The organism is Citrobacter sp. CK199 (assembly GCF_030333285.1).
In the GTDB taxonomy this organism is placed as follows: Bacteria; Pseudomonadota; Gammaproteobacteria; order Enterobacterales; family Enterobacteriaceae; genus Citrobacter_B; species Citrobacter_B koseri.
Genome location: NZ_JAOWGF010000024.1, coordinates 681,532 through 705,605, shown reverse-complemented (window position 1 = coordinate 705,605; position 24,074 = coordinate 681,532). Strand labels below are relative to the sequence as shown.

Genomic DNA, 24,074 nt, shown 5'->3' with positions numbered 1-24,074 from the left:
TGCGCTTATCAGGCCTACAGGGCCGACAAAATTGCTGGTGACTGTAGGCCGGATAAGGTGTTTACGCCGCCATCCGACACTATCCGGGGAATGAGAATGACAATAGACAACCCACTGATTTCGATCTACATGCCAACCTGGAATCGGCAGCAACTGGCGATTCGCGCGATTAAATCGGTGCTGCGCCAGGACTATACCCACTGGGAAATGATCATTGTGGATGACTGCTCCTCATCGTATGAGCAGTTGCAGCAGTTTGTTGAAGGGTTAAACGACCCGCGCGTGCGCTACACCCACAATGCGATCAATTCCGGCGCCTGCGCGGTGCGTAATCAGGCCATTATGCAGGCGAAAGGGCAGTACATCACCGGGATCGATGATGATGATGAATGGACGCCGAACCGTCTGAGCGTGTTCCTTGAACATAAGCATCAGCTGGTAACGCACGCGTTTTTATACGCCAATGACTATGTCTGTGAAGGCGAGGTTTACTCGCAGCCGGCCAGTCTGCCGCTGTACCCGAAGTCGCCTTACTCACGCCGTCTTTTTTATAAACGCAATATCATTGGCAATCAGGTCTTTACCTGGGCCTGGCGTTTTAAAGAGTGCCTGTTTGATACCGAACTGAAAGCCGCGCAGGACTACGATATTTTCCTGCGTATGGTGGTTGAGTACGGCGAACCGTGGAAAGTAGAAGAGGCGACGCAGATTCTGCACATCAATCACGGTGAAATGCAGATCACCTCCTCGCCGAAAAAGTTCTCCGGCTACTTCCATTTCTACCGCAAGCATAAAGACAAATTCGACCGCGCCAGCAAAAAGTATCAGCTGTTTACGCTGTACCAGATCCGCAATAAGCGAATGACCTGGCGCACGTTGCTGACGCTGTTTTCTGTGCGTAACGGCAAACGCCTGGCTGACGGACTGCGGGGGCGTTAAGGATGCTGGAGGATCTACGCGCAAACAGCTGGAGTCTGCGCCCGTGCTGCATGGTGCTGGCCTACCGCGTCGCCCATTTTTGTTCCGTCTGGCGCAAAAAAAATGTGCTGAATAACCTGTGGGCCGTGCCGGTGCTGGTGCTGTACCGCCTGATGACCGAATGCCTGTTTGGTTACGAAATTCAGGCCGCCGCAACCATCGGCCGACGCTTCACCATCCATCACGGTTATGCCGTCGTGATCAATAAGCATGTTGTCGCGGGCGACGACTTCACCGTGCGTCATGGCGTCACCATCGGCAACCGGGGCGGCGACAGCCTGGCGTGCCCGGTCATTGGTAACGGCGTTGAGCTGGGCGCTAACGTCATTTTGCTGGGGGATATCACCATCGGCAATAACGTGACTATCGGGGCGGGCAGCGTGGTGCTCGACACGGTTCCCGATAACGCGCTGGTAGTGGGAGAGAAGGCGCGAGTGAAGGTAATTAAATGAATATTCTGCAATTTAATGTTCGACTGGCGGAAGGCGGCGCGGCGGGCGTGGCATTAGACCTGCACCTGCGCGCGCTACAAAAAGGCCTGACCTCGCACTTTGTCTATGGCTATGGCAAAGGCGGGAAGAAAAGCGTCAGCCACAGCAACTACCCGCATGTGATTAAACAGACGCCGCGTCTGACATCGGTCGCCAATATCGCGCTGTTTCGTCTGTTTAACCGCGACCTCTTTGGTAATCTCGATAATCTGTACCGCAAAGTGACCCGGACACCCGGCCCGCTGGTGCTGCATTTTCATGTGCTGCACAGCTACTGGCTGAATCTGGCGGAGGTTGTCGCTTTCTGCGAGAAGGTGAAAAACCACAAGCCGGACGTGAGGCTGGTCTGGACGCTGCACGATCACTGGAGCGTGACCGGACGCTGTGCCTTTACCGACGGTTGTGAAGGCTGGAAAAGCGGCTGTCAGAAATGCCCGACGCTGACCAATTATCCGCCGGTAAAAGTGGACAGAGCGCACCAGCTGGTGGTGGGCAAGCGGCAGCTGTTTCAGCAGATGCTCTCGCTGGGCTGTCAGTTTATCTCGCCCAGCCAGCATGTGGCGGAGGCGTTTAACAGCCTGTACGGGGCAGGGCGTTGTCGCATTATCAATAATGGCATTGATGTGGCGACCGAAGCGATTCTGTCCGAACTGTCGCCGGTGAGCGAGCGCCAGGGCAAACCGAAAATTGCCGTGGTGGCGCACGATCTGCGCTATGACGGCAAAACAAACCAGCAACTGGTGCGCGACATGATGGCGGCAGGCAACAACATTGAGCTGCACACCTTCGGTAAGTTTTCCCCCTTCGACGGTGAGAACGTGGTGAATCACGGCTTTGAAACCGATAAACGCAAGCTGATGAGCGCCCTTAACCAGATGGATGCGCTGGTGTTCAGCTCCCGGGTCGATAATTACCCGCTGATATTGTGTGAAGCGTTATCTATCGGCGTGCCGGTGATCGCCACGCACAGCGACGCGGCGCAGGAGGTACTGGCAAAATCGGGCGGGCGAACGTTCAGTGAAGATGAGGTGCTTAACCTGGTGCAGATGAGCAAATCCGACATTGCTCAGGCCGTATTTGGCGCCTCGCTGGAGGTCTTTTGCAAGCGTAGCCGCACCGCATACAGCGGACAACAGATGCTGGAGGAGTATGTCTCGTTCTATCAGAATCTGTAGTTACCTGCTGCTGCCGCTGATCTACCTGCTGGTCAACGTCAAAATTGCCCAACTGGGCGAAAGCTTCCCCATCACCATCGTCACCTTTTTACCCGTTTTGCTGTTGTTGTTCATTGAGCGCATCAGCATTAAAAAATTGATGATTGCGCTGGGCGTGGGGGCAGGGCTGACGGCGTTTAACTACCTGTTCGGTCAGTCGCTGGATGCCAGCAAATATGTCACCTCGACGATGCTGTTTGTTTACATCGTCATCATTATCGGCATGGTGTGGAGTATTCGCTTTAAAACCGTTTCCCCGCATAACTACCGCAAGATATTACGTTTTTTCTATATGGTGGTGGCGTTTGTGGTGGCGCTGGCGGCAGTTGAGATGGCGCAGATCATTCTTACCGGCGGCAGCAGCTTAATGGAAGGAATTTCGAAATATCTTATTTACAGTAATAGCTATGTGCTGAATTTTATTAAATTTGGCGGTAAGCGAACCACTGCGCTCTATTTTGAACCGGCGTTTTTTGCTCTGGCGTTAATCTCAATTTGGCTCAGCATCAAACAGTTTGGTATCAAAACCCCTAAGACCGATGCTATGATTCTGGCAGGGATAATATTATCAGGATCATTTTCAGGGGTAATGACCTTTATCCTGTTTTACTTACTGGAGTGGGCATTTCAGTATCTGAATAAGGATGCGATAAGGAAAAAATTGCCACTGGCGATTATTTCGTTGGGCGTATTTTTAGTCGGTGTGGTTTTTGCGTTTCCTTATATCGCTGAACGTCTTGGAGATTTAGGAACGGAAGGTTCGTCATCGTATTATCGTATCGTTGGGCCATTAGTGATGGTCGGTTATTCGTTGACCCATATTGATGGCGTAGTCAGATTTGGCTCACTTTATGAATATGTCGCATCATTCGGAATTTTTAACGGTGCGGATGTCGGGAAAACAATAGACAATGGCCTGTATCTGCTGATTATTTATTTCTCATGGTTCGCGGTGTTATTGACCGCATGGTACATGTGGAAAATCTTAAAAATGACGCTGAATGCGTTTGGCGATAATCAGAATTTTCGGGTGCAGCTTTATCTCTTTACGCCGGTATCGTTGTTTTTTACCGGTTCGATATTTAGCCCGGAATATGCATTTTTAATCGTTTGTCCTTTTATTTTGCGCAAAGCGCTAAATATTACGAATTCATGACGAGGTGGTTTTATGTTACTTAGCGTCGTTACTGTCGCCTTTCGTAATTACGACGGCGTGGTAAACACCTGGCGCTCGCTGCGCAACCTGGCGCGCGATCCCAGCCTGACCTTTGAATGGATTGTCGTGGACGGCGGTTCGGATGACGGCACCGCCCAGTTTCTGGAAAAACTCAACGGTGAGTTTAACTTACGCTTCGTGAGTGAAAAAGATCGCGGCATTTACGACGCGATGAACAAAGGCATTGCGATGGCGCAAGGGCGCTATACTCTTTTCCTCAATTCCGGCGATGTGTTTCATGAAGATGTCACCGATTTTGTCCGTCAACTGGGGCGAAAAAATGATGACGCGATGTACATTGGTGACGCGTTGCTGGATTTTGGTGAAGGAAATAAAACCCGACGAAGCGCCAAACATGGCTGGTATATCTACCACAGCTTACCCGCCAGCCATCAGGCTATTTTCTTCCCGACCGCAGGGCTGAAAAAACATCCATACGATCTGCAATATAAGGTGTCATCTGATTACGCGCTGGCAGCCAGTCTTTATAAATCAGGCTATCCTTTCCGTCGAATCAAAGGGTTGGTGTCTGAATTTTCTATGGGCGGCGTGTCAACCTCAAATAATCTGGAATTATGCCGGGATGCAAAAAACGTGCAGCGTAAAATATTACGCGTACCCGGATTCTGGGCGGAATTATCTTATTTACTACGTCTGAAAACGACAGGCAAAGCAAAAGCCTTATATAACAAAGCCTGAATATAAGGAAAAATGATGCAGGATTTAAGCGGCTTCTCGGTGCCGAAAGGGTTCCGGGGCGGCAATGCAATAAAAGTGCAATTATGGTGGGCGGTGCAGGCGACGTTATTTAGCTGGTCGCCGCAGGTGATGTATCGCTGGCGCGCATTTTTATTACGGATGTTTGGCGCAAAAATAGGAAAAAACGCAGTCATCCGACCTTCTGTAAAAATTACGTATCCGTGGAAATTGACGTTAGGTGATTACGCCTGGGTCGGCGATGACGCCGTTTTATATACGCTGGGTGACATTACGATTGGCGCACACTCTGTTATTTCGCAGAAAAGCTATTTATGTACCGGCAGTCATGATTATGCCAGCGCCCATTTTGATATTAACGCCACGCCAATTGTGATTGGCGAGAAATGCTGGCTGGCGACGGATGTCTTTGTCGCTCCCGGCGTAACGATAGGCGACGGCACCGTCGTTGGTGCGCGAAGCAGTGTTTTTAAATCGCTACCGGCAAACACAATCTGCCGTGGCAATCCCGCAGTGGTAACGCGCGAGCGCGTTGAGAAAGTTACTCCCTAACGGGACTATTTGAGGAAAATAAAATGTCAAAAGTCGCTCTCATTACTGGCGTAACCGGGCAGGATGGTTCTTACCTGGCGGAACTTCTGCTGGAGAAAGGTTACGAGGTTCATGGTATCAAGCGTCGCGCGTCTTCGTTCAATACCGAACGCGTGGATCATATCTATCAGGACCCGCATGCCAGCAACCCGAAATTCCACCTGCACTACGGTGATCTGACCGACTCATCCAACCTGACCCGCATTTTGCAGGAAGTGCAGCCGGATGAAGTCTACAACCTGGGGGCAATGAGCCACGTTGCGGTTTCGTTTGAGTCCCCGGAATACACCGCCGACGTAGATGCGCTGGGTACGCTGCGTCTGCTGGAGGCGATCCGCTTCCTGGGCCTGGAAAAGAAAACCCGTTTCTATCAGGCCTCCACCTCTGAGCTGTACGGTCTGGTGCAGGAAATTCCGCAAAAAGAGACCACGCCGTTCTATCCGCGCTCTCCGTATGCCGTCGCCAAACTGTACGCCTACTGGATCACCGTTAACTACCGCGAATCCTACGGCATCTACGCCTGTAACGGCATTCTGTTCAACCATGAATCTCCGCGTCGCGGTGAAACCTTCGTGACCCGCAAAATCACCCGCGCGATTGCCAATATCGCTCAGGGGCTGGAGTCCTGCCTGTTCCTCGGCAACATGGATTCCCTGCGTGACTGGGGTCATGCCAAAGACTACGTCAAGATGCAGTGGATGATGCTGCAACAAGAGACGCCGGAAGATTTCGTGATCGCGACCGGCGTGCAGTACTCCGTGCGCCAGTTTGTCGAAATGGCGGCGGCACAGCTGGGGATCAAACTGCGCTTTGAAGGGGAAGGCGTGGAAGAGAAAGGGATTGTCGTTTCTGTCACCGGTCATGACGCGCCGGGCGTGAAGCCGGGTGATGTGATTATCGCCGTTGACCCGCGCTACTTCCGTCCTGCGGAAGTGGAAACCCTGCTGGGCGACCCGTCAAAAGCGCACGAGAAGCTGGGCTGGAAACCGGAGATCACACTCCAGGAGATGGTGTCTGAAATGGTTGCGAAAGACCTGGAAGCGGCGAAGAAACATTCCTTGCTGAAATCTCATGGCTACGAGGTTGCCATCGCGCTGGAGTCCTGAGGATGATGAAACAACGTATTTTTGTGGCGGGCCATCGCGGGATGGTGGGTTCCGCCATCGTAAGACAGCTGGCGCAGCGCGAGGATGTGGAGCTGGTGCTTCGCACCCGCGACGAGCTGAATTTGCTGGACAGCCGGGCGGTACAGGCATTCTTCGCTGAAGAACGCATTGACCAGGTTTATCTGGCGGCGGCGAAGGTGGGCGGTATTGTCGCCAACAATACGTACCCGGCCGATTTCATCTACGAGAACATGATGATTGAGAGCAACATCATTCACGCCGCGCATCTGCACAACGTGAACAAGCTGTTGTTCCTCGGTTCCTCCTGTATTTACCCCAAACTGGCAAAACAGCCGATGGCGGAAAGCGAACTGCTGCAAGGGTCGCTTGAACCAACCAACGAGCCGTATGCCATCGCCAAAATTGCCGGGATCAAACTGTGCGAGTCCTGGAATCGCCAGTTTGACCGCGATTACCGCTCGGTTATGCCGACCAACCTGTACGGGCCGCATGACAACTTCCACCCGAGTAATTCGCACGTCATTCCCGCGCTGCTGCGTCGCTTCCATGAAGCGACCGAACAGAACGCGCCGGATGTAGTGGTATGGGGCAGCGGGACACCGATGCGCGAGTTCCTGCATGTGGATGATATGGCCGCTGCCAGCATCCATGTGATGGAGCTGGATCGCGAAGTGTGGCAGGAGAACACGCAGCCGATGCTCTCGCACATCAACGTCGGTACTGGTGTTGATTGCACCATTCGGGAGCTGGCGCAAACGATCGCTCAGGTCGTGGGCTACAAAGGGCGGGTGGTGTTTGACGCCACGAAACCGGACGGTGCGCCGCGCAAACTGCTCGACGTAACGCGCCTGCATCAGCTTGGCTGGTATCACGAGGTGTCGCTGGAGGCCGGGCTTGCCAGCACTTACCAGTGGTTCCTTGAGAACCAGCACCGGTTCCGGGGGTAAACATGTTTTTACGTCAGGAAGATTTCGCTACCGTCGTGCGCTCTACGCCGCTGATCTCCATTGATTTGATCGTGGAGAATGAGCGCGGCGAATTTCTGCTGGGCAAGCGCACCAATCGCCCTGCGCAGGGTTACTGGTTCGTACCGGGCGGGCGCGTGCAGAAGGATGAGACGCTGGAAAAAGCGTTTGAGCGTCTCACTCAGGCGGAACTGGGGCTGCGTTTACCGCTGTCCGCAGGCGCGTTTTATGGCGTCTGGCAGCACTTCTATGACGATAACTTCTCCGGCGAAGACTTTACCACTCATTACGTTGTGCTTGGTTTTCGCCTGAAGGTGAATCAGGCGGATCTGCATCTGCCTGATGAACAACATGAAGATTATCGCTGGCAGACGCCTGAGCGGCTTCTGGCAAGCGCCAGCGTTCACGACAACAGTCGGGCGTACTTCCTCGCGGATCGTCAGTCCGGGGTGCCTGGATGTTACACGAAATCATTCAGCCTGAATCAAGGCGGCAGGGGTGAGCAGATGCAGCCAACGCAGAGTCAGGTTGAAGGATGAAGCGTATGAGAATCCTTGTGTACGGCATCAACTACTCGCCGGAGCTAACCGGCATCGGTAAATACACCGGCGAGATGGTGGAGTGGATGGCGCGTGAAGGGCATGAGGTTCGGGTGATCACCGCGCCGCCTTATTACCCGCAGTGGAAAGTGGGCGAGCAGTATTCCTCCTGGCGCTATCGCCGGGAAGAGGGGGCGGCTACCGTCTGGCGCTGCCCGTTATATGTTCCGACGCAGCCATCGACGCTGAAACGCTTGCTGCACCTGGGCAGTTTCGCCCTGAGCAGTTTCTTCCCGCTGATGGCGCAGCGACGCTGGAAGCCGGATCGGATTATCGGCGTGGTGCCGACGCTGTTTTGCACGCCGGGTATGCGTTTGCTGGCGAAACTCTCCGGCGCGCGCACGTTGCTGCATATTCAGGACTACGAGGTGGATGCGATGCTCGGTCTGGGGCTGGCCGGGCAAGGCAAGAGCGGTAAGGTTGCCCGACTGGCCGCCGCGTTCGAGCGCAGCGGTCTGCACAACGTTGATAACGTCTCCACCATCTCCCGTTCAATGATGAATAAAGCGCAGGAGAAAGGGGTCGCGGCAGACAAGGTGATTTTCTTCCCTAACTGGTCGGAAGTGGCGCGTTTTCGCGACGTGACCGCTAGCGATGCGGCCCGCTTACGCCAGACGTTGGGGGTGCCGGATGATAAGAAAATCATTCTGTACTCCGGCAATATCGGTGAAAAACAAGGGCTTGAAAACGTGATCGACGCCGCTGAGCGTCTTACCGATCGCCCCTGGTTGTTTGTCATTGTCGGGCAGGGCGGCGGCAAAGCGCGGCTGGAAAAAATGGCCCGTGAGCGCGGCCTGGATAACGTCAAATTTTACCCGCTTCAGCCTTATGAAACCTTACCTGCGCTGCTGAAGATGGGCGATTGCCATCTGGTGGTGCAAAAGCGCGGCGCGGCGGATGCTGTTTTGCCGTCGAAACTGACCAATATTCTGGCGGTGGGCGGCAACGCGGTGATTACCGCTGAACCGAAAACCGAACTCGGTCAGCTTTGTCGCGACTATCCCGGCATTGCCGTTTGCGTGGAGCCGGAGTCGGTCGACGCGCTGGTGACGGGGATTACCCAGGCGCTTGCCATGCCTGAGAACAACACGGTGGCATGCGAATATGCCGAACGCACGCTCGATAAAGAGAACGTGTTACGTCAATTTATTACAGATATTCGGGGATAAATCATGGGTCAACGTAAACTTTATCCGGTCGTGATGGCGGGTGGCTCGGGTAGCCGTTTATGGCCGCTTTCTCGTGTACTTTATCCAAAACAGTTTCTCTGCCTGAAGGGCGATCTCACCATGCTGCAAACGACTATTTGTCGTCTGAACGGCGTGGAGTGCGAAAGCCCGGTGGTGATCTGCAATGAGCAGCACCGCTTTATTGTCGCCGAACAGTTGCGCCAGCTAAACAAACTGACGGAGAACATTATTCTCGAACCTGCCGGGCGCAATACCGCGCCAGCGATTGCGCTGGCGGCGCTGGCGGCGAAACGCCACAGCCCGGAAGGCGATCCGCTGATGCTGGTACTGGCGGCCGATCACGTCATTGCTGATGAAGGAGCGTTTCGCGACGCGGTGCGTAACGCCATTCCGTATGCCGAAGCGGGTAAGCTGGTCACGTTCGGCATCGTGCCGGATCTACCGGAAACCGGCTATGGCTACATTCGTCGCGGCGATGTCTCTCCCGGCGAGCAAGACGCGGTTGCTTTTGACGTCGCGCAGTTTGTCGAAAAACCCAATCTTGAAACCGCGCAGGCTTACGTGGCGAGCGGCGACTACTACTGGAACAGCGGGATGTTCCTGTTCCGCGCCGGGCGTTATCTGGAAGAACTGAAAAAATACCGTCCCGATATTCTGGACGCCTGCGAAAACGCGATGAGCATCGTTGACCCCGACCTCGACTTTATCCGTGTGGATGAAGAGGCGTTCCTCGCCTGCCCGGAAGAGTCGGTGGACTACGCGGTGATGGAGCGCACGGCGGATGCGGTGGTTATGCCGATGGATGCCGGCTGGAGCGACGTGGGTTCCTGGTCTTCACTGTGGGAAATCAGCGCGCACACCGCCGAGGGAAACGTGCATCACGGCGACGTCATTAGCCATAAAACGGAAAACAGCTACGTTTATGCGGAGTCGGGCCTGGTGACGACCGTCGGGGTGAAAGACCTGGTGGTTGTACAGACCAAAGATGCGGTGCTGATTGCCGATCGCAATGCGGTGCAGGATGTGAAAAAAGTGGTGGAGCAGATTAAAGCTGACGGTCGCCATGAGCACCATATCCACCGTGAAGTCTACCGGCCGTGGGGCAAATACGACTCCATCGACGCTGGCGACCGTTATCAGGTGAAACGTATTACCGTTAAACCCGGCGAGGGGCTCTCCGTGCAGATGCATCACCATCGGGCGGAGCACTGGGTGGTGGTCGCAGGGACGGCAAAAGTCACCATCAACGGCGAAATCAAACTGCTCGGTGAAAACGAGTCTGTCTACATACCTCTGGGGGCGACCCACTGCCTGGAGAATCCGGGAAAAATTCCGCTCGACCTGATTGAAGTTCGCTCCGGTTCGTACCTTGAAGAGGACGACGTGGTGCGCTTCGCCGATCGCTACGGGCGGGTGTAAGCCTGGTAAGTTGCCGGATGGCGCGTTGCTTATCCGGCCTACAGATCCGTAGTCCCGGTAAGCGCAGCGTCACCGGGCAATAAAACAAAAATTGAAAAAGGCTCTTACGAGAGTCAGGGCCAACTGTTGCCTGAAGAAGGGTAAAAACATGACGAAATTAACCTGTTTTAAAGCCTACGATATTCGCGGCAGGCTGGGCGAAGAGTTGAATGAGGATATCGCGTGGCGTATTGGCCGCGCTTACGGCGAGTTCCTGCAACCGAAAACCATTGTGCTGGGCGGCGATGTGCGCCTGACAAGCGAGTCGCTGAAACTGGCGCTGGCGAAAGGGTTGCAGGATGCGGGCGTTGACGTACTGGATATCGGCCTTTCCGGCACGGAAGAGATCTATTTTGCGACCTTCCATCTGGGCGTTGATGGCGGTATTGAAGTGACCGCCAGCCATAACCCGATGGACTACAACGGTATGAAACTGGTGCGCGAGGGCGCGCGCCCCATCAGCGGCGACACCGGTCTGCGCGACGTGCAGCGTCTGGCGGAAGCCAATGATTTTCCACCGGTCAACGAAGCCAGACGCGGCAGCTATAAGCAGATCAATCTGCGTGACGCCTACATCGACCACCTGTTCGGCTACATCAACGTCAACAATCTCACGCCATTGAAGCTGGTCATCAACTCCGGCAACGGCGCGGCAGGCCCGGTGGTGGATGCCATTGAAGCCCGCTTTAAGGCGCAGGGTGTGCCGGTTGACTTCATCAAAATCCACAACACGCCGGACGGCAACTTCCCGAACGGCATCCCTAATCCGCTGCTGCCGGAGTGTCGCGATGACACCCGCAACGCCGTTATTGAACACGGCGCAGATATGGGCATTGCCTTCGACGGGGATTTCGACCGCTGCTTCCTGTTCGATGAGAAAGGGCAGTTCATTGAGGGCTACTACATTGTCGGCCTGCTGGCGGAGGCATTTCTGGAGAAACACCCGGGGGCGAAGATCATCCACGACCCGCGTCTGTCCTGGAACACCGTTGATGTGGTGACGGCGGCGGGTGGCACGCCGGTGATGTCGAAAACCGGCCATGCCTTTATTAAAGAACGTATGCGCCATGAAGATGCTATCTACGGCGGCGAAATGAGCGCCCATCACTACTTCCGTGATTTTGCGTACTGCGACAGCGGGATGATCCCGTGGCTGCTGGTGGCGGAGCTGGTATGTCTGAAAGGGCAGTCGCTGGGGGAACTGGTGCGTGACCGGATGGCGGCGTTCCCGGCCAGCGGTGAAATCAACAGCAAACTGGCAGAGCCTGCGGCCGCCATCAGCCGGGTGGAAGCACACTTTGCGCGTGAAGCGCTGACGGTGGACAGAACTGACGGCATCAGCATGTCGTTTGCCGACTGGCGCTTCAACCTGCGTTCTTCCAATACCGAACCGGTGGTGCGGCTGAACGTGGAATCACGCGGCGACATTCCGCTGATGGAAGCGCGAACGCGAACCCTGCTGACGTTGCTGAATCAGTAATGTCGGTTCTTCCCTTACCCGGCGACGGGTAAGGGGCTAATAACAGGAACAACGATGACAAATCTAAAAAAGCGCGAGCGAGCCAAAACCAATGCATCGTTAATCTCTATGGTGCAACGCTTTTCGGATATCACCATCATGTTTGGCGGGTTATGGGTTGTCTGCAAGCTGAGCGGATTGCCTTTCCTGTATATGCATCTGTTGGTGGCGCTGATCACGCTGGTGGTTTTTCAGATGCTGGGCGGCATAACTGATTTTTACCGTTCCTGGCGCGGCGTGAAGATTTCGACGGAACTGGCGCTACTGCTGCAAAACTGGACGCTGAGTCTGGTCTTCAGCGCGGGCCTGATTGCCTTCAATAACGACTTCGATAACCGTCTTACCGTCTGGCTGGCGTGGTATGCGCTCTCCAGCGTGGGTCTGGTGGTCTGCCGCTCGTTCATTCGCTACGGAGCCGGATGGCTGCGTAACCGTGGGTACAACACGCGCCGGGTGGCGGTGGCAGGGGATCTTCCTGCCGGTCAGTCGCTGCTGGACAGCTTCCGCAAGGAGCCGTGGTTGGGTTTTGAAGTGGTCGGCGTTTACTACGATCCGAAACCGGGCGGCGTCTCTTCTGACTGGGCCGGAAATCTGCAACAACTGGTCGAGGATGCCAAAGCCTCACGCATTCATAACGTCTATATCGCCATGTCGATGAGTGACGGGGCGCAGGTAAAAAAACTGGTGCGCGCTCTGGCGGACACTACCTGCTCGGTAATCCTCATCCCGGATGTTTTTACCTTCAATATTCTGCACTCGCGTATTGAAGAGGTAAGCGGCGTGCCGGTCGTGCCGCTGTATGACACGCCGCTGTCAGGGATCAATCGTCTGCTGAAACGCGCGGAAGATATCGTGCTGGCGTCGCTGATTCTGCTGCTGATCTCTCCGGTGCTGTGCTGCATTGCGCTGGCGGTCAAATTCAGTTCGCCAGGGCCGATTATTTTCCGTCAGACTCGTTATGGCATGGACGGTAAGCCGATCAAAGTGTGGAAATTCCGCTCCATGAAGGTGATGGAAAACGACAAAGTGGTGACGCAGGCGACGCAAAACGACCCGCGTGTAACCCGCGTGGGGAATTTTCTGCGCCGTACCTCGCTTGATGAACTGCCGCAGTTTATCAACGTTCTGACCGGCGGCATGTCTATCGTCGGGCCGCGTCCGCACGCGGTGGCGCATAACGAGCAGTATCGCCAGCTTATCGAAGGCTACATGCTGCGCCATAAAGTCAAACCCGGCATTACGGGGTGGGCGCAGATCAACGGCTGGCGCGGCGAGACCGACACGCTGGAGAAAATGGAAAAGCGCGTGGAGTTTGATCTGGAGTACATCCGTGAGTGGAGCGTGTGGTTTGACATCAAGATTGTTTTTCTGACGGTGTTCAAAGGCTTTGTGAATAAAGCGGCGTACTGAGGAACGATCATGAGCTTACGAGAAAAAACCATCAGTGGGGCGAAGTGGTCGGCGATCGCTACGGTTATCATCATCGGGCTGGGACTGATTCAGATGACCGTGCTGGCGCGGATTATTGATAATCACCAGTTTGGTCTGCTGACCGTGTCGCTGGTGATTATCGCCCTCGCCGATACGCTGTCGGACTTCGGTATTGCCAACTCCATTATCCAGCGTAAAACGATAAGCCACCTCGAACTCACCACCCTGTACTGGCTGAACGTTGGCTTAGGGCTGGCGGTGTGCGTTGTGGTGTTTTTGCTTAGCGACGCGATCGGCAACGTGCTGCATAACCCCGATCTGGCGCCGCTGATTAAAACCCTGTCGCTGGCGTTTGTGGTGATCCCTCACGGGCAACAGTTTCGCGCGTTGATGCAAAAGGAGCTGGAATTTAACAAAATAGGCATGATCGAGACCAGCTCGGTGCTGGCGGGGTTCACCTTCACCGTGGTCAGCGCCCATTTCTGGCCGCTGGCAATGACGGCGATCCTCGGCTATCTGGTCAACAGCGCCGTCCGTACGCTGCTGTTCGGCTATTTTGGCCGGAAGATCTACCGCCCCGGCCTGCATTTTTCGCTGGCGTCTGTTTCGTCGAACCTGCGCTTTGGCGCATGGCTGACGGCGGATAGCATCATCAATTACGTCAATACTAACCTGTCGACGCTGGTGCTGGCGCGTATTCTCGGCGCGAGCGTCGCCGGGGGATACAACCTTGCTTATAACGTGGCGGTAGTTCCGCCAATGAAGCTTAACCCGATCATTACCCGCGTATTGTTCCCGGCGTTCGCCAAAATTCAGGATGATACGGAGAAGCTGCGCGTCAACTTCTACAAGCTGCTGTCGGTCGTGGGGATTATTAATTTTCCCGCGTTGCTCGGTCTGATGGTGGTATCGAATAATTTTGTACCGCTGGTTTTTGGCGAGAAGTGGAACAGCATCATTCCGGTGCTGCAACTGCTGTGCGTGGTGGGGCTGTTGCGCTCTGTCGGCAACCCGATTGGTTCGTTGCTGATGGCGAAAGCGCGCGTCGATATCAGCTTCAAATTCAATGTGTTCAAAACCTTTCTGTTCATTCCGGCAATTATCGTTGGCGGCCATCTGGCGGGGGCGACAGGCGTGACGCTGGGCTTCCTGCTGGTGCAGATCATCAATACCGTTCTGAGCTATTTCGTCATGATTAAACCGGTGCTGGGGTCGAGTTACCGCCAGTACATCCTTAGTTTGTGGCTACCGTTTTATCTCTCTTTACCTACCCTGGCGGTGAGCTATGGGTTGGGGATTGCGCTGAATGGACATCTGCCGCTGAGCGTACTGCTGGCAACGCAAATCGTGGCGGGCGCGCTGGCCTTCGCCGTGATGATTGTGCTTTCGCGCCATCCGCTGGTTGTGGAGATGAAGCGCCAGTTTTGCCGTAGCGAAAAAATGAAAACACTGCTTCGCGCAGGATAACTTTTGCCGGATGGCGACGTTTACGCGTCGTATCCGGCCTATGAATTGATTTTGCTGTAGGCCGGATAAGGCGACAGCCGCCATCCGGCAACGATTTTAAGGGGCAAATATGAAATTACTGATCCTGGGCAACCACACCTGCGGCAACCGTGGCGACAGCGCAATTTTGCGCGGCCTGCTGGATGCCATTAACCGTCTTGAGCCTGACGCAGAAGTGGATGTGATGAGTCGCTATCCGGTGAGCTCATCCTGGTTATTGAATCGCCCGGTGATGGGCGATCCGCTCTATTCGCAGATGAAACAGCACAATAACGCGGCGGGCGTGATGGGGCGCGTGAAAAAAGTGCTGCGTCGCCGCTATCAGCATCAGGTACTGCTCTCCCGCGTCACCGATACCGGCAAGCTGCGCAATATTGCCATTGCGCAGGGGTTTACCGACTTCGTGCGTCTGTTATCCGGTTATGACGCCATTATCCAGGTCGGGGGCTCGTTTTTTGTCGATCTGTACGGTGTGCCGCAGTTTGAACATGCGTTGTGTACTTTTATGGCGAAGAAGCCGCTGTATATGATTGGTCACAGCGTCGGCCCCTTCCAGGACGAGCAGTTCAACACGTTGGCGAATTACGTCTTTGGCCACTGTGATGCGTTGATTCTGCGTGAATCAGTCAGTCTGGAGCTGATGAAGCGTAGCGATATCACCACGACGAAAGTTGAAGCGGGGGTCGATACCGCCTGGCTGGTTGATCATCACAATGACGATTTTGAACCGGGTTATGCCGTTCAGCACTGGTTAGCCCTTGCCGGAAAGCAAAAGACGGTTGCGATTACGCTGCGTGAACTGGCGCCATTCGATAAGCGTCTGGGAACCACCCAACAGGCTTACGAGAAGGCGTTTGCTGGCGTGGTGAACCGTATCCTTGAGGAAGGCTATCAGGTGATTGCGCTGTCAACCTGTACCGGTATCGACAGCTATAACAAAGACGATCGCATGGTGGCGTTAAACCTGCGCCAGCACGTCAGCGACCCGGATCGTTACCATGTGGTAATGGACGAACTCAACGATCTTGAAATGGGGAAAATCCTCGGCGCCTGTGAACTGACCGTGGGCACGCGCCTGCATTCCGCCATTATTTCCATGAATTTCGCGACCCCTGCGATTGCCATTAATTATGAGCACAAATCTGCCGGAATTATGCAACAGCTGGGATTGCCTGAAATGGCGATCGACATTCGTCATTTGCTGGACGGCAGCCTGGAAGCGATGGTGGCCGATACGCTGGGGCAGTTGCCCGCGCTCAACGCGCGACTGGCGGACGCCGTAAACCGCGAGCGTGAACAGGGCTTTCGCATGGTGCAGTCAGTGTTAACCCGTATCGGGGAGGGGAAATGAAGGTCAGCTTCTTTTTACTGAAGTTCCCACTGTCGTCAGAGACCTTCGTGCTGAACCAGATCACTGCGTTTATCGATATGGGGTTTGAGGTGGAAATTGTCGCGTTGCATAAAGGCGACCTTGAGAACACGCATGCGGCGTATGACACCTACCGCCTGGGTGAAAAAACGCACTGGCTGCTGGATGAACCGGAAGGCAAGCTGGCGAAGCTGCGCTATCGCGCCATTGCGTCTTTGCGTGGCGGTACGCGCGCATCAACCTGGAAGGCGCTGAATGTTTCACGTTACGGTGATGAAGCGCGCAACCTGATTCTATCCGCAATCTGCGGGCTGACGCCAAAAATGTTCCAGGCGGATGTTTTTATCGCCCATTTTGGCCCGGCGGGCGTAACGGCGGCGAAGTTGCGGGAACTTGGCGTGATCAAAGGCAAAATCTCCACCGTTTTTCACGGTATTGATGTATCGCACCGCGATGTGCTCAATCACTACACGCCTGAATATCAACGCCTGTTCCAGCGTGGCGATCTCATGCTGCCTATCAGTGAATTATGGGCGGGACGCCTTAAAACGATGGGGTGCCCGCCCGAGAAAATTGCGGTCTCGCGGATGGGCGTCGATATGACGCGCTTTACTCACCGTCCGGTAAAAGCGCCGGGTACGCCGCTGGAGATTATCTCCGTGGCGCGATTAACCGAGAAGAAAGGACTGCACGTAGCGATTGAGGCCTGCCGACAGCTCAAAGCGCAGGGGGTGGCGTTCCGTTATCGCATCCTGGGCATGGGGCCGTGGGAGAGACGCCTGCGCACATTGATTGAGCAGTACCAGCTTGATGATGTGATTGAGATGCCCGGCTTTAAGCCCAGCCATGAAGTGAAAAAAATGCTGGATGACGCGGATGTGTTTCTGCTGCCGTCCATCACCGGTACGGATGGCGATATGGAAGGTATTCCGGTGGCGCTGATGGAAGCGATGGCAGTCGGGCTGCCGGTGGTTTCAACCGTTCACAGCGGAATTCCTGAACTGGTGGATGCCGGCAAGTCGGGCTGGCTGGTGCCTGAAAATGATGCTGAGGCGTTGGCGGAGCAACTGGCGGCATTCAGTCGCATTGACACCGAGTCGTTGCGGCCTGTGGTACAACGCGCCCGTGAAAAAGTTGAGGCTGATTTTAATCAGCAGGTGATTAATCAACAGTTAGCCAGCCTGCTGCAAACGATGTAAACCGAGGTTGTATGCCAGAGAATAAACTCTCCCGTCGCACCTTCCTGACGGCAGGCTCTGCGCTTGCCGCACTTCCTGTCCTCCATTCCCCCTTTGCCCGCGCGCTTGAACCCCGGCAAACCGTCAATATTCAGGATTATAACCCCCGAGACTGGATAGCCTCGTTTAAACAGGCGTTTAGCGAAGCGCAGACGGTTGTTGTTCCTGCGGGGCTGGTCTGCGAGAACGTCAATACCGGCATCTTTATCCCGGCAGGAAAAACGCTGCATGTGCGTGGGCGCTTAAGCGGCAATGGTCGCGGTCGGTTTGTGTTGCAGGATGGCTGCCAGGTAACAGGAGAGCAGGGCGGCAGCCTGCACAACATCACCCTGGATGTGCGCGGTTCAGATTGCACCATCAGGGGGATTGCCATGAGCGGGTTCGGCCCCGTTACCCAGATCTACATTGGCGGCAAAAAGCCGCGAGTGATGCGTAATCTCACCATTGATGATATTACGGTCAGCCATGCAAATTACGCCATTCTGCGGCAGGGATTCCACAACCAGGTGGACGGCGCGCGCATCACCAACGGCCGATTCAGCGATCTGCAAGGAGATGCCATCGAATGGAACGTGGCGATTAACGATCGTAACATTCTGATCTCTGACCATGTTATAGAACGCATCGACTGCACCAACGGGAAAATCAATTGGGGGATTGGCATCGGACTGGCGGGCAGCACCTACGATAATGCCTACCCGGAAGAACAAACCGTAAAGAACTTTGTCGTGGCCAATATTACCGGATCGGATTGCCGACAACTGGTTCATGTGGAGAACGGAAAACACTTTATCATTCGTAATGTAAAAGCGCGGAATATCACGCCTGATTTCAGTAAGAAAGCGGGTATTGATAATGCGACGGTAGCAATTTATGGATGTGATAATTTCGTGATTGATAATATCGATATGGTGAATTGTGCGGGGATGCTTATTGGTTATGGCGTCGTCAAAGGCAAATATTTATCCATTCCGCAAAACTTCAAATTAAATGATATTCATCTTGATAACACTCGCCTGGACTATAAACTGCGCGGCATTCAGATCTCTTCAGGGAATGCGACCTCCTTTGTGGCGATCACCAATCTGGAGATGAAGCGCGCTACGCTTGAACTACACAACCAGCCGCAGCATCTTTTCCTGCGTAATATCAAGGTAATGCAGGAGTCTGCGACAGGGCCCGCGCTGAAGATGCACTTTGATCTGCGTAAAGATATACGCGGCAAGTTTATGGCGAAACAGGACACTTTGCTGTCGCTGGCGAACGTTCATGCAGTCAATGAGAAGGGGCAGAGCTCGGTCGATATCGACAGGATTAACCACAAGGTGGTGAATGTGGAAGCGGTCAATTTCAGGTTGCCGGAGCGGGGGAGGTAGTTTTGCGACCATTCCTGGCGAAAGTTACTCATACTTAAGATTATGGCTACTGCAATCTGCGGATAAGCGGCGTACCATCACATCCAACGCCATAATGTAATTCATGCTGGCTAAAACATGCTAAAGAGCTATAATTCAGCAACCATTTTATAGGTGGATGAAATAATGATTAATTTGAAAGCAGTTATTCCGGTAGCTGGTCTGGGTATGCACATGTTGCCTGCCACCAAGGCAATCCCCAAAGAGATGCTGCCGATTGTTGACAAACCGATGGTACAGTACATTGTTGACGAAATTGTTGCTGCTGGGATCAAAGAAATCGTTCTGGTTACTCACGCTTCCAAAAATGCGGTAGAGAACCACTTCGACACCTCCTACGAATTAGAGTCACTTCTGGAGCAACGCGTGAAACGTCAGTTGCTGGCGGAAGTGCAGTCCATTTGCCCACCAGGCGTGACGATTATGAACGTTCGCCAGGCTCAACCGCTGGGTCTTGGGCATTCCATTTTATGCGCACGTCCTGTGATTGGCGACAACCCGTTTGTGGTGGTGCTGCCTGATATCATCATTGATGACGCGACGGCCGATCCGCTTCGCTATAATCTTGCGGCAATGGTAGCGCGTTTCAACGAAACGGGGCGCAGCCAGGTGCTGGCAAAACGCATGAAAGGCGACCTTTCAGAGTATTCCGTTATCCAGACTAAAGAACCTCTGGATAATGAGGGGAAAGTCAGCCGTATTGTTGAGTTTATTGAAAAGCCGGATCAACCGCAGACGCTGGACTCAGATCTGATGGCGGTAGGTCGCTATGTGTTGTCGGCAGATATCTGGGCAGAACTGGAAAGAACAGAACCCGGCGCCTGGGGCCGCATCCAGTTGACGGATGCAATTGCAGAACTGGCGAAAAAACAGTCTGTTGACGCCATGCTGATGACAGGCGATAGCTACGACTGCGGTAAGAAAATGGGCTATATGCAAGCGTTCGTTAAGTACGGGCTGCGCAACCTGAAGGAAGGGGCGAAGTTTCGGAAGGGGATTGAGGCGTTGCTTAACGAGTAAGCTAAGCCAGGATACTGTCATTAGAACCATAGACAGTTATCACTCGACAATAAGCTCGACTGTGGAAAGTTGATGCTTATTGCCGTTTTGTTTTGCACTTTAGTGTAAAATGATCAACAAACAACCCCTGCCAAACTCTTTCTTAGGGCAATCACAAACAACTGTCGTGAGGTTGTGTCTCACACGGAAACGGAAGTTGAGATTGATTTCAGAAGAGGTTGACTGGGGTATTAATTACATGGATTTTTGAATCCTTGTTTCTCAGTGTATTGGTAGCTGTAGAGCCAAGGGCGGTAGCGTGGACAGCATATCAAAAATTCGACGCGATTTTTAATTTTGTCATCAAAAAAGATTTTTGTAGAAATGAAAAAAATAGCAATAATGTCCTTTTATGAGAGTAATTCAAGATATATACATCAACTATCAAAACAGATAAAAGAGGTGACTGGTAGAGATACTGTCCAGTTGTGTATGTATGCTTCTTCGACTAACTATTGCATCAAAAACTCATTAGAATATATTGATTTACCTGGAAATGTTCGTAAATATAAGTCAGAAAAAAATATTACAATACCTCGTCATTTTTATGAGTTTCATGTCTCTCTTTTCCCTGAATTAGAAAAATATTTTTTAGATATCTCTAGAAAATATTGGGATTTTTATGAGAATTATTTCCCATGGGAAGATTTCCACAGTGTGGTATTTATTGGAGATAAACGTTTATATTCTTCTATTGGTGGCTATTTTGCAAAATTAAAAGAGGTTCAAGTATTCTATTTTGAACCTGGCCCATATGGGACGATGATTTTTGATCCGAAAGGCGTCAATTGTAATATGAGCATCACTACTGCTAGTCTCGATATGATGCGGAATAATGTAAATGAAGATGAAATAGAATATTTATATAATAAATGCATTACATCTGTCAGTGAAAAGAAATTTTATGAAAAGAATATTGGTTCTTATTTCCGAAAGATAAAAGATGTCCTTCAAAGTGTCCCTCCATCTATTTTTAGGAAAGTATGTGCTGTCGAACTATATACAGGGGAGGGTTTTTGGGAGTCTATTCCTTATTTATTAGGACGTCTGCCATTTAAAAAGAATAGTAAAGCAAATAAGATTGATATAGAAAAACAAGGGAAATATATTTTTGTTGCGTTACAAGTGCCAAATGATGTCCAGATTATCTCAAATTGTAAATTATTTTCATCAATTGATGATATGTTAACTTCAGTTATTAAATCATTACCTGAGGGATATGATCTTATTGTTCGTGAACATCCAATGAATAAAGGGAGATATAATAAATCACTGTATAAGTTAATTAATGAAAATGTGAATGTACATATTGATAATAATACTCCAATTGATCATTTAATCGATAACTCTTCGTTAGTAATTGTAATAAACTCAACTGTAGGACTTGAGGCTGCTGTAAGAGGTGCTGCTGTATTAACACTTGGTGATATATATTATCCTCAAATAGTAAATAATCTAACATCTCGAGAATCGTTAAAAACTGAAATAGTTAAAGCCATCGATAATAAAGCTACCCAGGAAGAAGTGAAACTTTATATAGCTTATTTATTTAAAAACTATATGGTTAAAGATAATTATAAAAATAGCAATTATTATGATCTCAACAATGCGGTAGAAAAAATATGCTGCAGGTAATATTTTCACCAATTGGTTTTGCAGCATTCTCTGTTTTACAGATTTTTTTTGTTTCTATAATATCTTTCTTAAAAAGAAGCAAGTTTTCCTTTTTTTTATTGGCTATTAACATAACACTTATTGGATTATATCTTGGTATAGCTAATCGTTGGGGATATGATTCTATTCACTATTATATACCTTTTTATGAGGGTGATACCTCCAGAAAGTTTGAGCCAGGATTTACTTTATTAGTCTATATATTGCGAACAATAGGTATACCATCTGAGTTATTTCCTGTAATAACAATATTAATTACAACATGGTTATCTTTTATAGCAATACTGAAGCTAACAAATGAATATGTACAGACAACTATAATTGCTTTTTGTCTGACAAGTATGATAAGTTTCATGTATCTCTATATGGGAGGAATGCGACAAGCTATCAGTTTTAGTTTTATTCTTTTATCAATAGCATACCAATCAAGAAATGCATCGATTAAATCTTTTATCACTATTATTATAGCTATCAGTCTACATTTCTCTGCTTTAATATTTTTGGTTATGCCTATATGGAGACGACTTGATTTTCATAAAAAATATATAATTATTTTGCTATCACTTATTTTTGCTTTGGCATCAGAATATATTGTTGGTTTTGTGCTCAAAGCATTACCCCCGGGAAGTGTGTTTGCTAATAAAATAATTCGAGCATTTGAGTATTCAGATCGAAATAATGAACACGCCATATATATATATAAGTTTTTATATTCTTCAATATTTGTATTTATTCCTTTATTCTTATTGGATAAAACAATAAAAAATAAAAGCGCATCTCTTATTTTAGAATATGCTCTGTTAGCATATGTTTTCTCTGCCATCTTATTTTTTACCAAAGAATCATCGATCAGATATTTGTTTGTAGTAAATGTTTTTTTAATCCCTTTTTATATTATGAGTATAGAACACGTTTTTGTTAAAACTCAACGAAGGGTAATATTATTACTAATAGTTATTATTTTTATGCTTTATGGGGTTATATCACATAACTGGTTATCTGAATTAGTGACTCGATTTATCTAATGACTAGAAAAAAAACTAAGGCATTGTTTGCTGTTATCGCAGCGAGAGTAATTGGTGTATCCATTAGTTTTTTGATGAATATACTTGTTACTCGCTGGGTCAATGTAAATGAAGCCGGAATATTCTTCACCTCCTTCTCTATTATTATGTTGTGGGGACTTATCGGTACATCAGGGTTTTGTGATGCCATTCTTAGAATGCGACCGCAACTTATAGCCACAAGAAATTATATCCAGGCAAGTTCATTGGCATTGTTTGGAGCATTAATAATTATAGTTATATCATGTCTGTTATCAGGAGCTATATATCTTTTTCTGACTTACGGAGAGTCATTAAAGGTCTATGGTGCTTTATATATTTGTGCGAGCATCCCTCTTCTTTCCATGATCCAATATACGGGATATATATTTCAGACTAATGGGAGATCATTATTATCTGTTATTATAATTAATATATCCTATCCGCTGATATTTTCGTTTATTGTTTTAGTATGTGCCGTTCTGCATATGGAAGCTAATGCATTAAATTTAGTAAAGTTTTTATTTTTATCAATTATACTTAGTTTTATCTTTTGTGCTGTTTTGTGGAAAAAATATATATTTACTAATATAAATGCTGTTGTTTATTTGAAGAAGCTTAAATATAAATATATAATTACAACATTACTATCTTTCTTGCTAATATTAATATGTAATACCATTATACAATGGATTACACCTATCATCTCTAACTACTATATTTCAAGTGAAGACGTTGCTCTTGTCTCTGTTTGCTTGCGGATTGGTTTAGTTATCAGTTTCTTCCTTATTTCATTAAATGTTGTTTTTGCACCAAATTTTTCCAAGCTGTATACTGAAGGGAAATTTGATGAGCTTAAATTAATGGTAAGAAGTAGCACCCGTCTTGTCGTTATTTTGTCATTGCCAGGAGTAGCGTTTCTCTTACTATTCCCTGAGTTTGTGCTTTCAATTTTTGGGCGTGAATATACTCAAGCATCTATCATACTTAGAATAGTTTGCATTGGTCAGTTAATTAATGTCCTGACAGGATCGGTCGCTTTCTTATTAACAATGACAGGTAATGAGAAAATATTTAGAAATATTATTTTCTTTAATGCATTTATGATGATTATCAACCTTAACTTCATGGGGGGGGGATTCGGCATAAAAGGAATTGCCTGCGCTGTTGCTCTTTCTGTGATTATACAGAATGTTATTGCTGTCTATTTTGTGAAAAGAAAACTGGATATCAATATCCTTGATTATTTTTATTTGAAGTAAAATTGGTAATAT

The 24,074-nt window shown here is 50.4% G+C and carries 20 protein-coding genes and 1 pseudogene; all 21 read left to right on the top strand.

Features of this window, described 5'->3' with window-relative positions; all coding sequences use genetic code 11:
• The first annotated feature begins 96 nt into the window (after positions 1–96).
• Positions 97–939: a colanic acid biosynthesis glycosyltransferase WcaA gene (gene wcaA / locus OGX75_RS07480; RefSeq protein ID WP_024130193.1), complete on the top strand. Its 843-nt coding sequence runs from the start codon at positions 97–99 to the stop codon at positions 937–939.
• A gap of 2 nt (positions 940–941) precedes the next feature.
• The gene (gene wcaB / locus OGX75_RS07475) at positions 942–1,430 is read left to right on the top strand and encodes a colanic acid biosynthesis acetyltransferase WcaB (protein WP_060816109.1); all 489 of its coding nucleotides are present in this window, start codon (positions 942–944) and stop codon (positions 1,428–1,430) included.
• The gene (gene wcaC / locus OGX75_RS07470) at positions 1,427–2,644 is read left to right on the top strand and encodes a colanic acid biosynthesis glycosyltransferase WcaC (protein WP_115614702.1); all 1,218 of its coding nucleotides are present in this window, start codon (positions 1,427–1,429) and stop codon (positions 2,642–2,644) included. The genes wcaB and wcaC overlap by 4 nt, the downstream gene beginning before the upstream one ends.
• Positions 2,619–3,839 (top strand): colanic acid polymerase WcaD, encoded by a 1,221-nt coding sequence (gene wcaD, locus OGX75_RS07465; RefSeq protein WP_012131705.1) that lies wholly within the window; start codon positions 2,619–2,621, stop codon positions 3,837–3,839. Before wcaC ends, wcaD begins: the two co-directional genes overlap by 26 nt.
• A gap of 12 nt (positions 3,840–3,851) precedes the next feature.
• Positions 3,852–4,598, top strand: a complete 747-nt coding sequence (wcaE, locus tag OGX75_RS07460; protein ID WP_012131706.1) for a colanic acid biosynthesis glycosyltransferase WcaE — start codon at positions 3,852–3,854, stop codon at positions 4,596–4,598.
• 15 nt (positions 4,599–4,613) lie between these two features.
• The gene (wcaF, locus tag OGX75_RS07455) at positions 4,614–5,168 is read left to right on the top strand and encodes a colanic acid biosynthesis acetyltransferase WcaF (RefSeq protein ID WP_047462599.1); all 555 of its coding nucleotides are present in this window, start codon (positions 4,614–4,616) and stop codon (positions 5,166–5,168) included.
• A gap of 23 nt (positions 5,169–5,191) precedes the next feature.
• On the top strand, positions 5,192–6,313 hold the full coding sequence (gene gmd, locus OGX75_RS07450) for a GDP-mannose 4,6-dehydratase (protein ID WP_012131708.1): 1,122 nt from the start codon (positions 5,192–5,194) through the stop codon (positions 6,311–6,313).
• A 2-nt stretch (positions 6,314–6,315) separates the two neighbouring features.
• Complete coding sequence (fcl, locus tag OGX75_RS07445) at positions 6,316–7,281, top strand: GDP-L-fucose synthase (RefSeq protein WP_047462602.1); 966 nt, start codon at positions 6,316–6,318, stop codon at positions 7,279–7,281.
• A gap of 2 nt (positions 7,282–7,283) precedes the next feature.
• Positions 7,284–7,757, top strand: a pseudogene (locus OGX75_RS07440) (GDP-mannose mannosyl hydrolase); the annotation flags it as partial.
• Positions 7,758–7,843: 86 nt separating this feature from the next.
• Complete coding sequence (wcaI, locus tag OGX75_RS07435) at positions 7,844–9,067, top strand: colanic acid biosynthesis fucosyltransferase WcaI (RefSeq protein WP_049011286.1); 1,224 nt, start codon at positions 7,844–7,846, stop codon at positions 9,065–9,067.
• A gap of 3 nt (positions 9,068–9,070) precedes the next feature.
• A complete protein-coding gene (gene cpsB, locus OGX75_RS07430) occupies positions 9,071–10,507 on the top strand; it encodes a mannose-1-phosphate guanyltransferase (protein WP_012131712.1) in 1,437 nt (478 codons plus the stop codon).
• Positions 10,508–10,655: 148 nt separating this feature from the next.
• Positions 10,656–12,026, top strand: a complete 1,371-nt coding sequence (gene cpsG, locus OGX75_RS07425; protein WP_012131713.1) for a colanic acid biosynthesis phosphomannomutase CpsG — start codon at positions 10,656–10,658, stop codon at positions 12,024–12,026.
• Between the two features lie 54 nt (positions 12,027–12,080).
• The gene (gene wcaJ / locus OGX75_RS07420) at positions 12,081–13,475 is read left to right on the top strand and encodes an undecaprenyl-phosphate glucose phosphotransferase (RefSeq protein WP_047462612.1); all 1,395 of its coding nucleotides are present in this window, start codon (positions 12,081–12,083) and stop codon (positions 13,473–13,475) included.
• Between the two features lie 9 nt (positions 13,476–13,484).
• Entirely contained in the window at positions 13,485–14,963 is a 1,479-nt protein-coding gene (gene wzxC / locus OGX75_RS07415) for a colanic acid undecaprenyl disphosphate flippase WzxC (RefSeq protein ID WP_047462615.1), read from the top strand.
• A gap of 109 nt (positions 14,964–15,072) precedes the next feature.
• On the top strand, positions 15,073–16,353 hold the full coding sequence (gene wcaK / locus OGX75_RS07410; RefSeq protein ID WP_012131717.1) for a colanic acid biosynthesis pyruvyl transferase WcaK: 1,281 nt from the start codon (positions 15,073–15,075) through the stop codon (positions 16,351–16,353).
• The gene (wcaL, locus tag OGX75_RS07405) at positions 16,350–17,570 is read left to right on the top strand and encodes a colanic acid biosynthesis glycosyltransferase WcaL (protein WP_047462621.1); all 1,221 of its coding nucleotides are present in this window, start codon (positions 16,350–16,352) and stop codon (positions 17,568–17,570) included. Before wcaK ends, wcaL begins: the two co-directional genes overlap by 4 nt.
• 11 nt (positions 17,571–17,581) lie before the next feature.
• Positions 17,582–18,985: a colanic acid biosynthesis protein WcaM gene (gene wcaM / locus OGX75_RS07400; protein WP_286451225.1), complete on the top strand. Its 1,404-nt coding sequence runs from the start codon at positions 17,582–17,584 to the stop codon at positions 18,983–18,985.
• Positions 18,986–19,150: 165 nt separating this feature from the next.
• The gene (galF, locus tag OGX75_RS07395) at positions 19,151–20,044 is read left to right on the top strand and encodes a UTP--glucose-1-phosphate uridylyltransferase GalF (protein ID WP_012131721.1); all 894 of its coding nucleotides are present in this window, start codon (positions 19,151–19,153) and stop codon (positions 20,042–20,044) included.
• Between the two features lie 363 nt (positions 20,045–20,407).
• Entirely contained in the window at positions 20,408–21,718 is a 1,311-nt protein-coding gene (locus OGX75_RS07390) for a capsular polysaccharide export protein, LipB/KpsS family (RefSeq protein WP_012131722.1), read from the top strand.
• Positions 21,706–22,782, top strand: a complete 1,077-nt coding sequence (locus OGX75_RS07385) for an EpsG family protein (protein WP_111925849.1) — start codon at positions 21,706–21,708, stop codon at positions 22,780–22,782. Before OGX75_RS07390 ends, OGX75_RS07385 begins: the two co-directional genes overlap by 13 nt.
• On the top strand, positions 22,782–24,062 hold the full coding sequence (locus OGX75_RS07380; RefSeq protein ID WP_199971600.1) for an MATE family efflux transporter: 1,281 nt from the start codon (positions 22,782–22,784) through the stop codon (positions 24,060–24,062). The genes OGX75_RS07385 and OGX75_RS07380 overlap by 1 nt, the downstream gene beginning before the upstream one ends.
• Positions 24,063–24,074 lie beyond the last annotated feature (12 nt).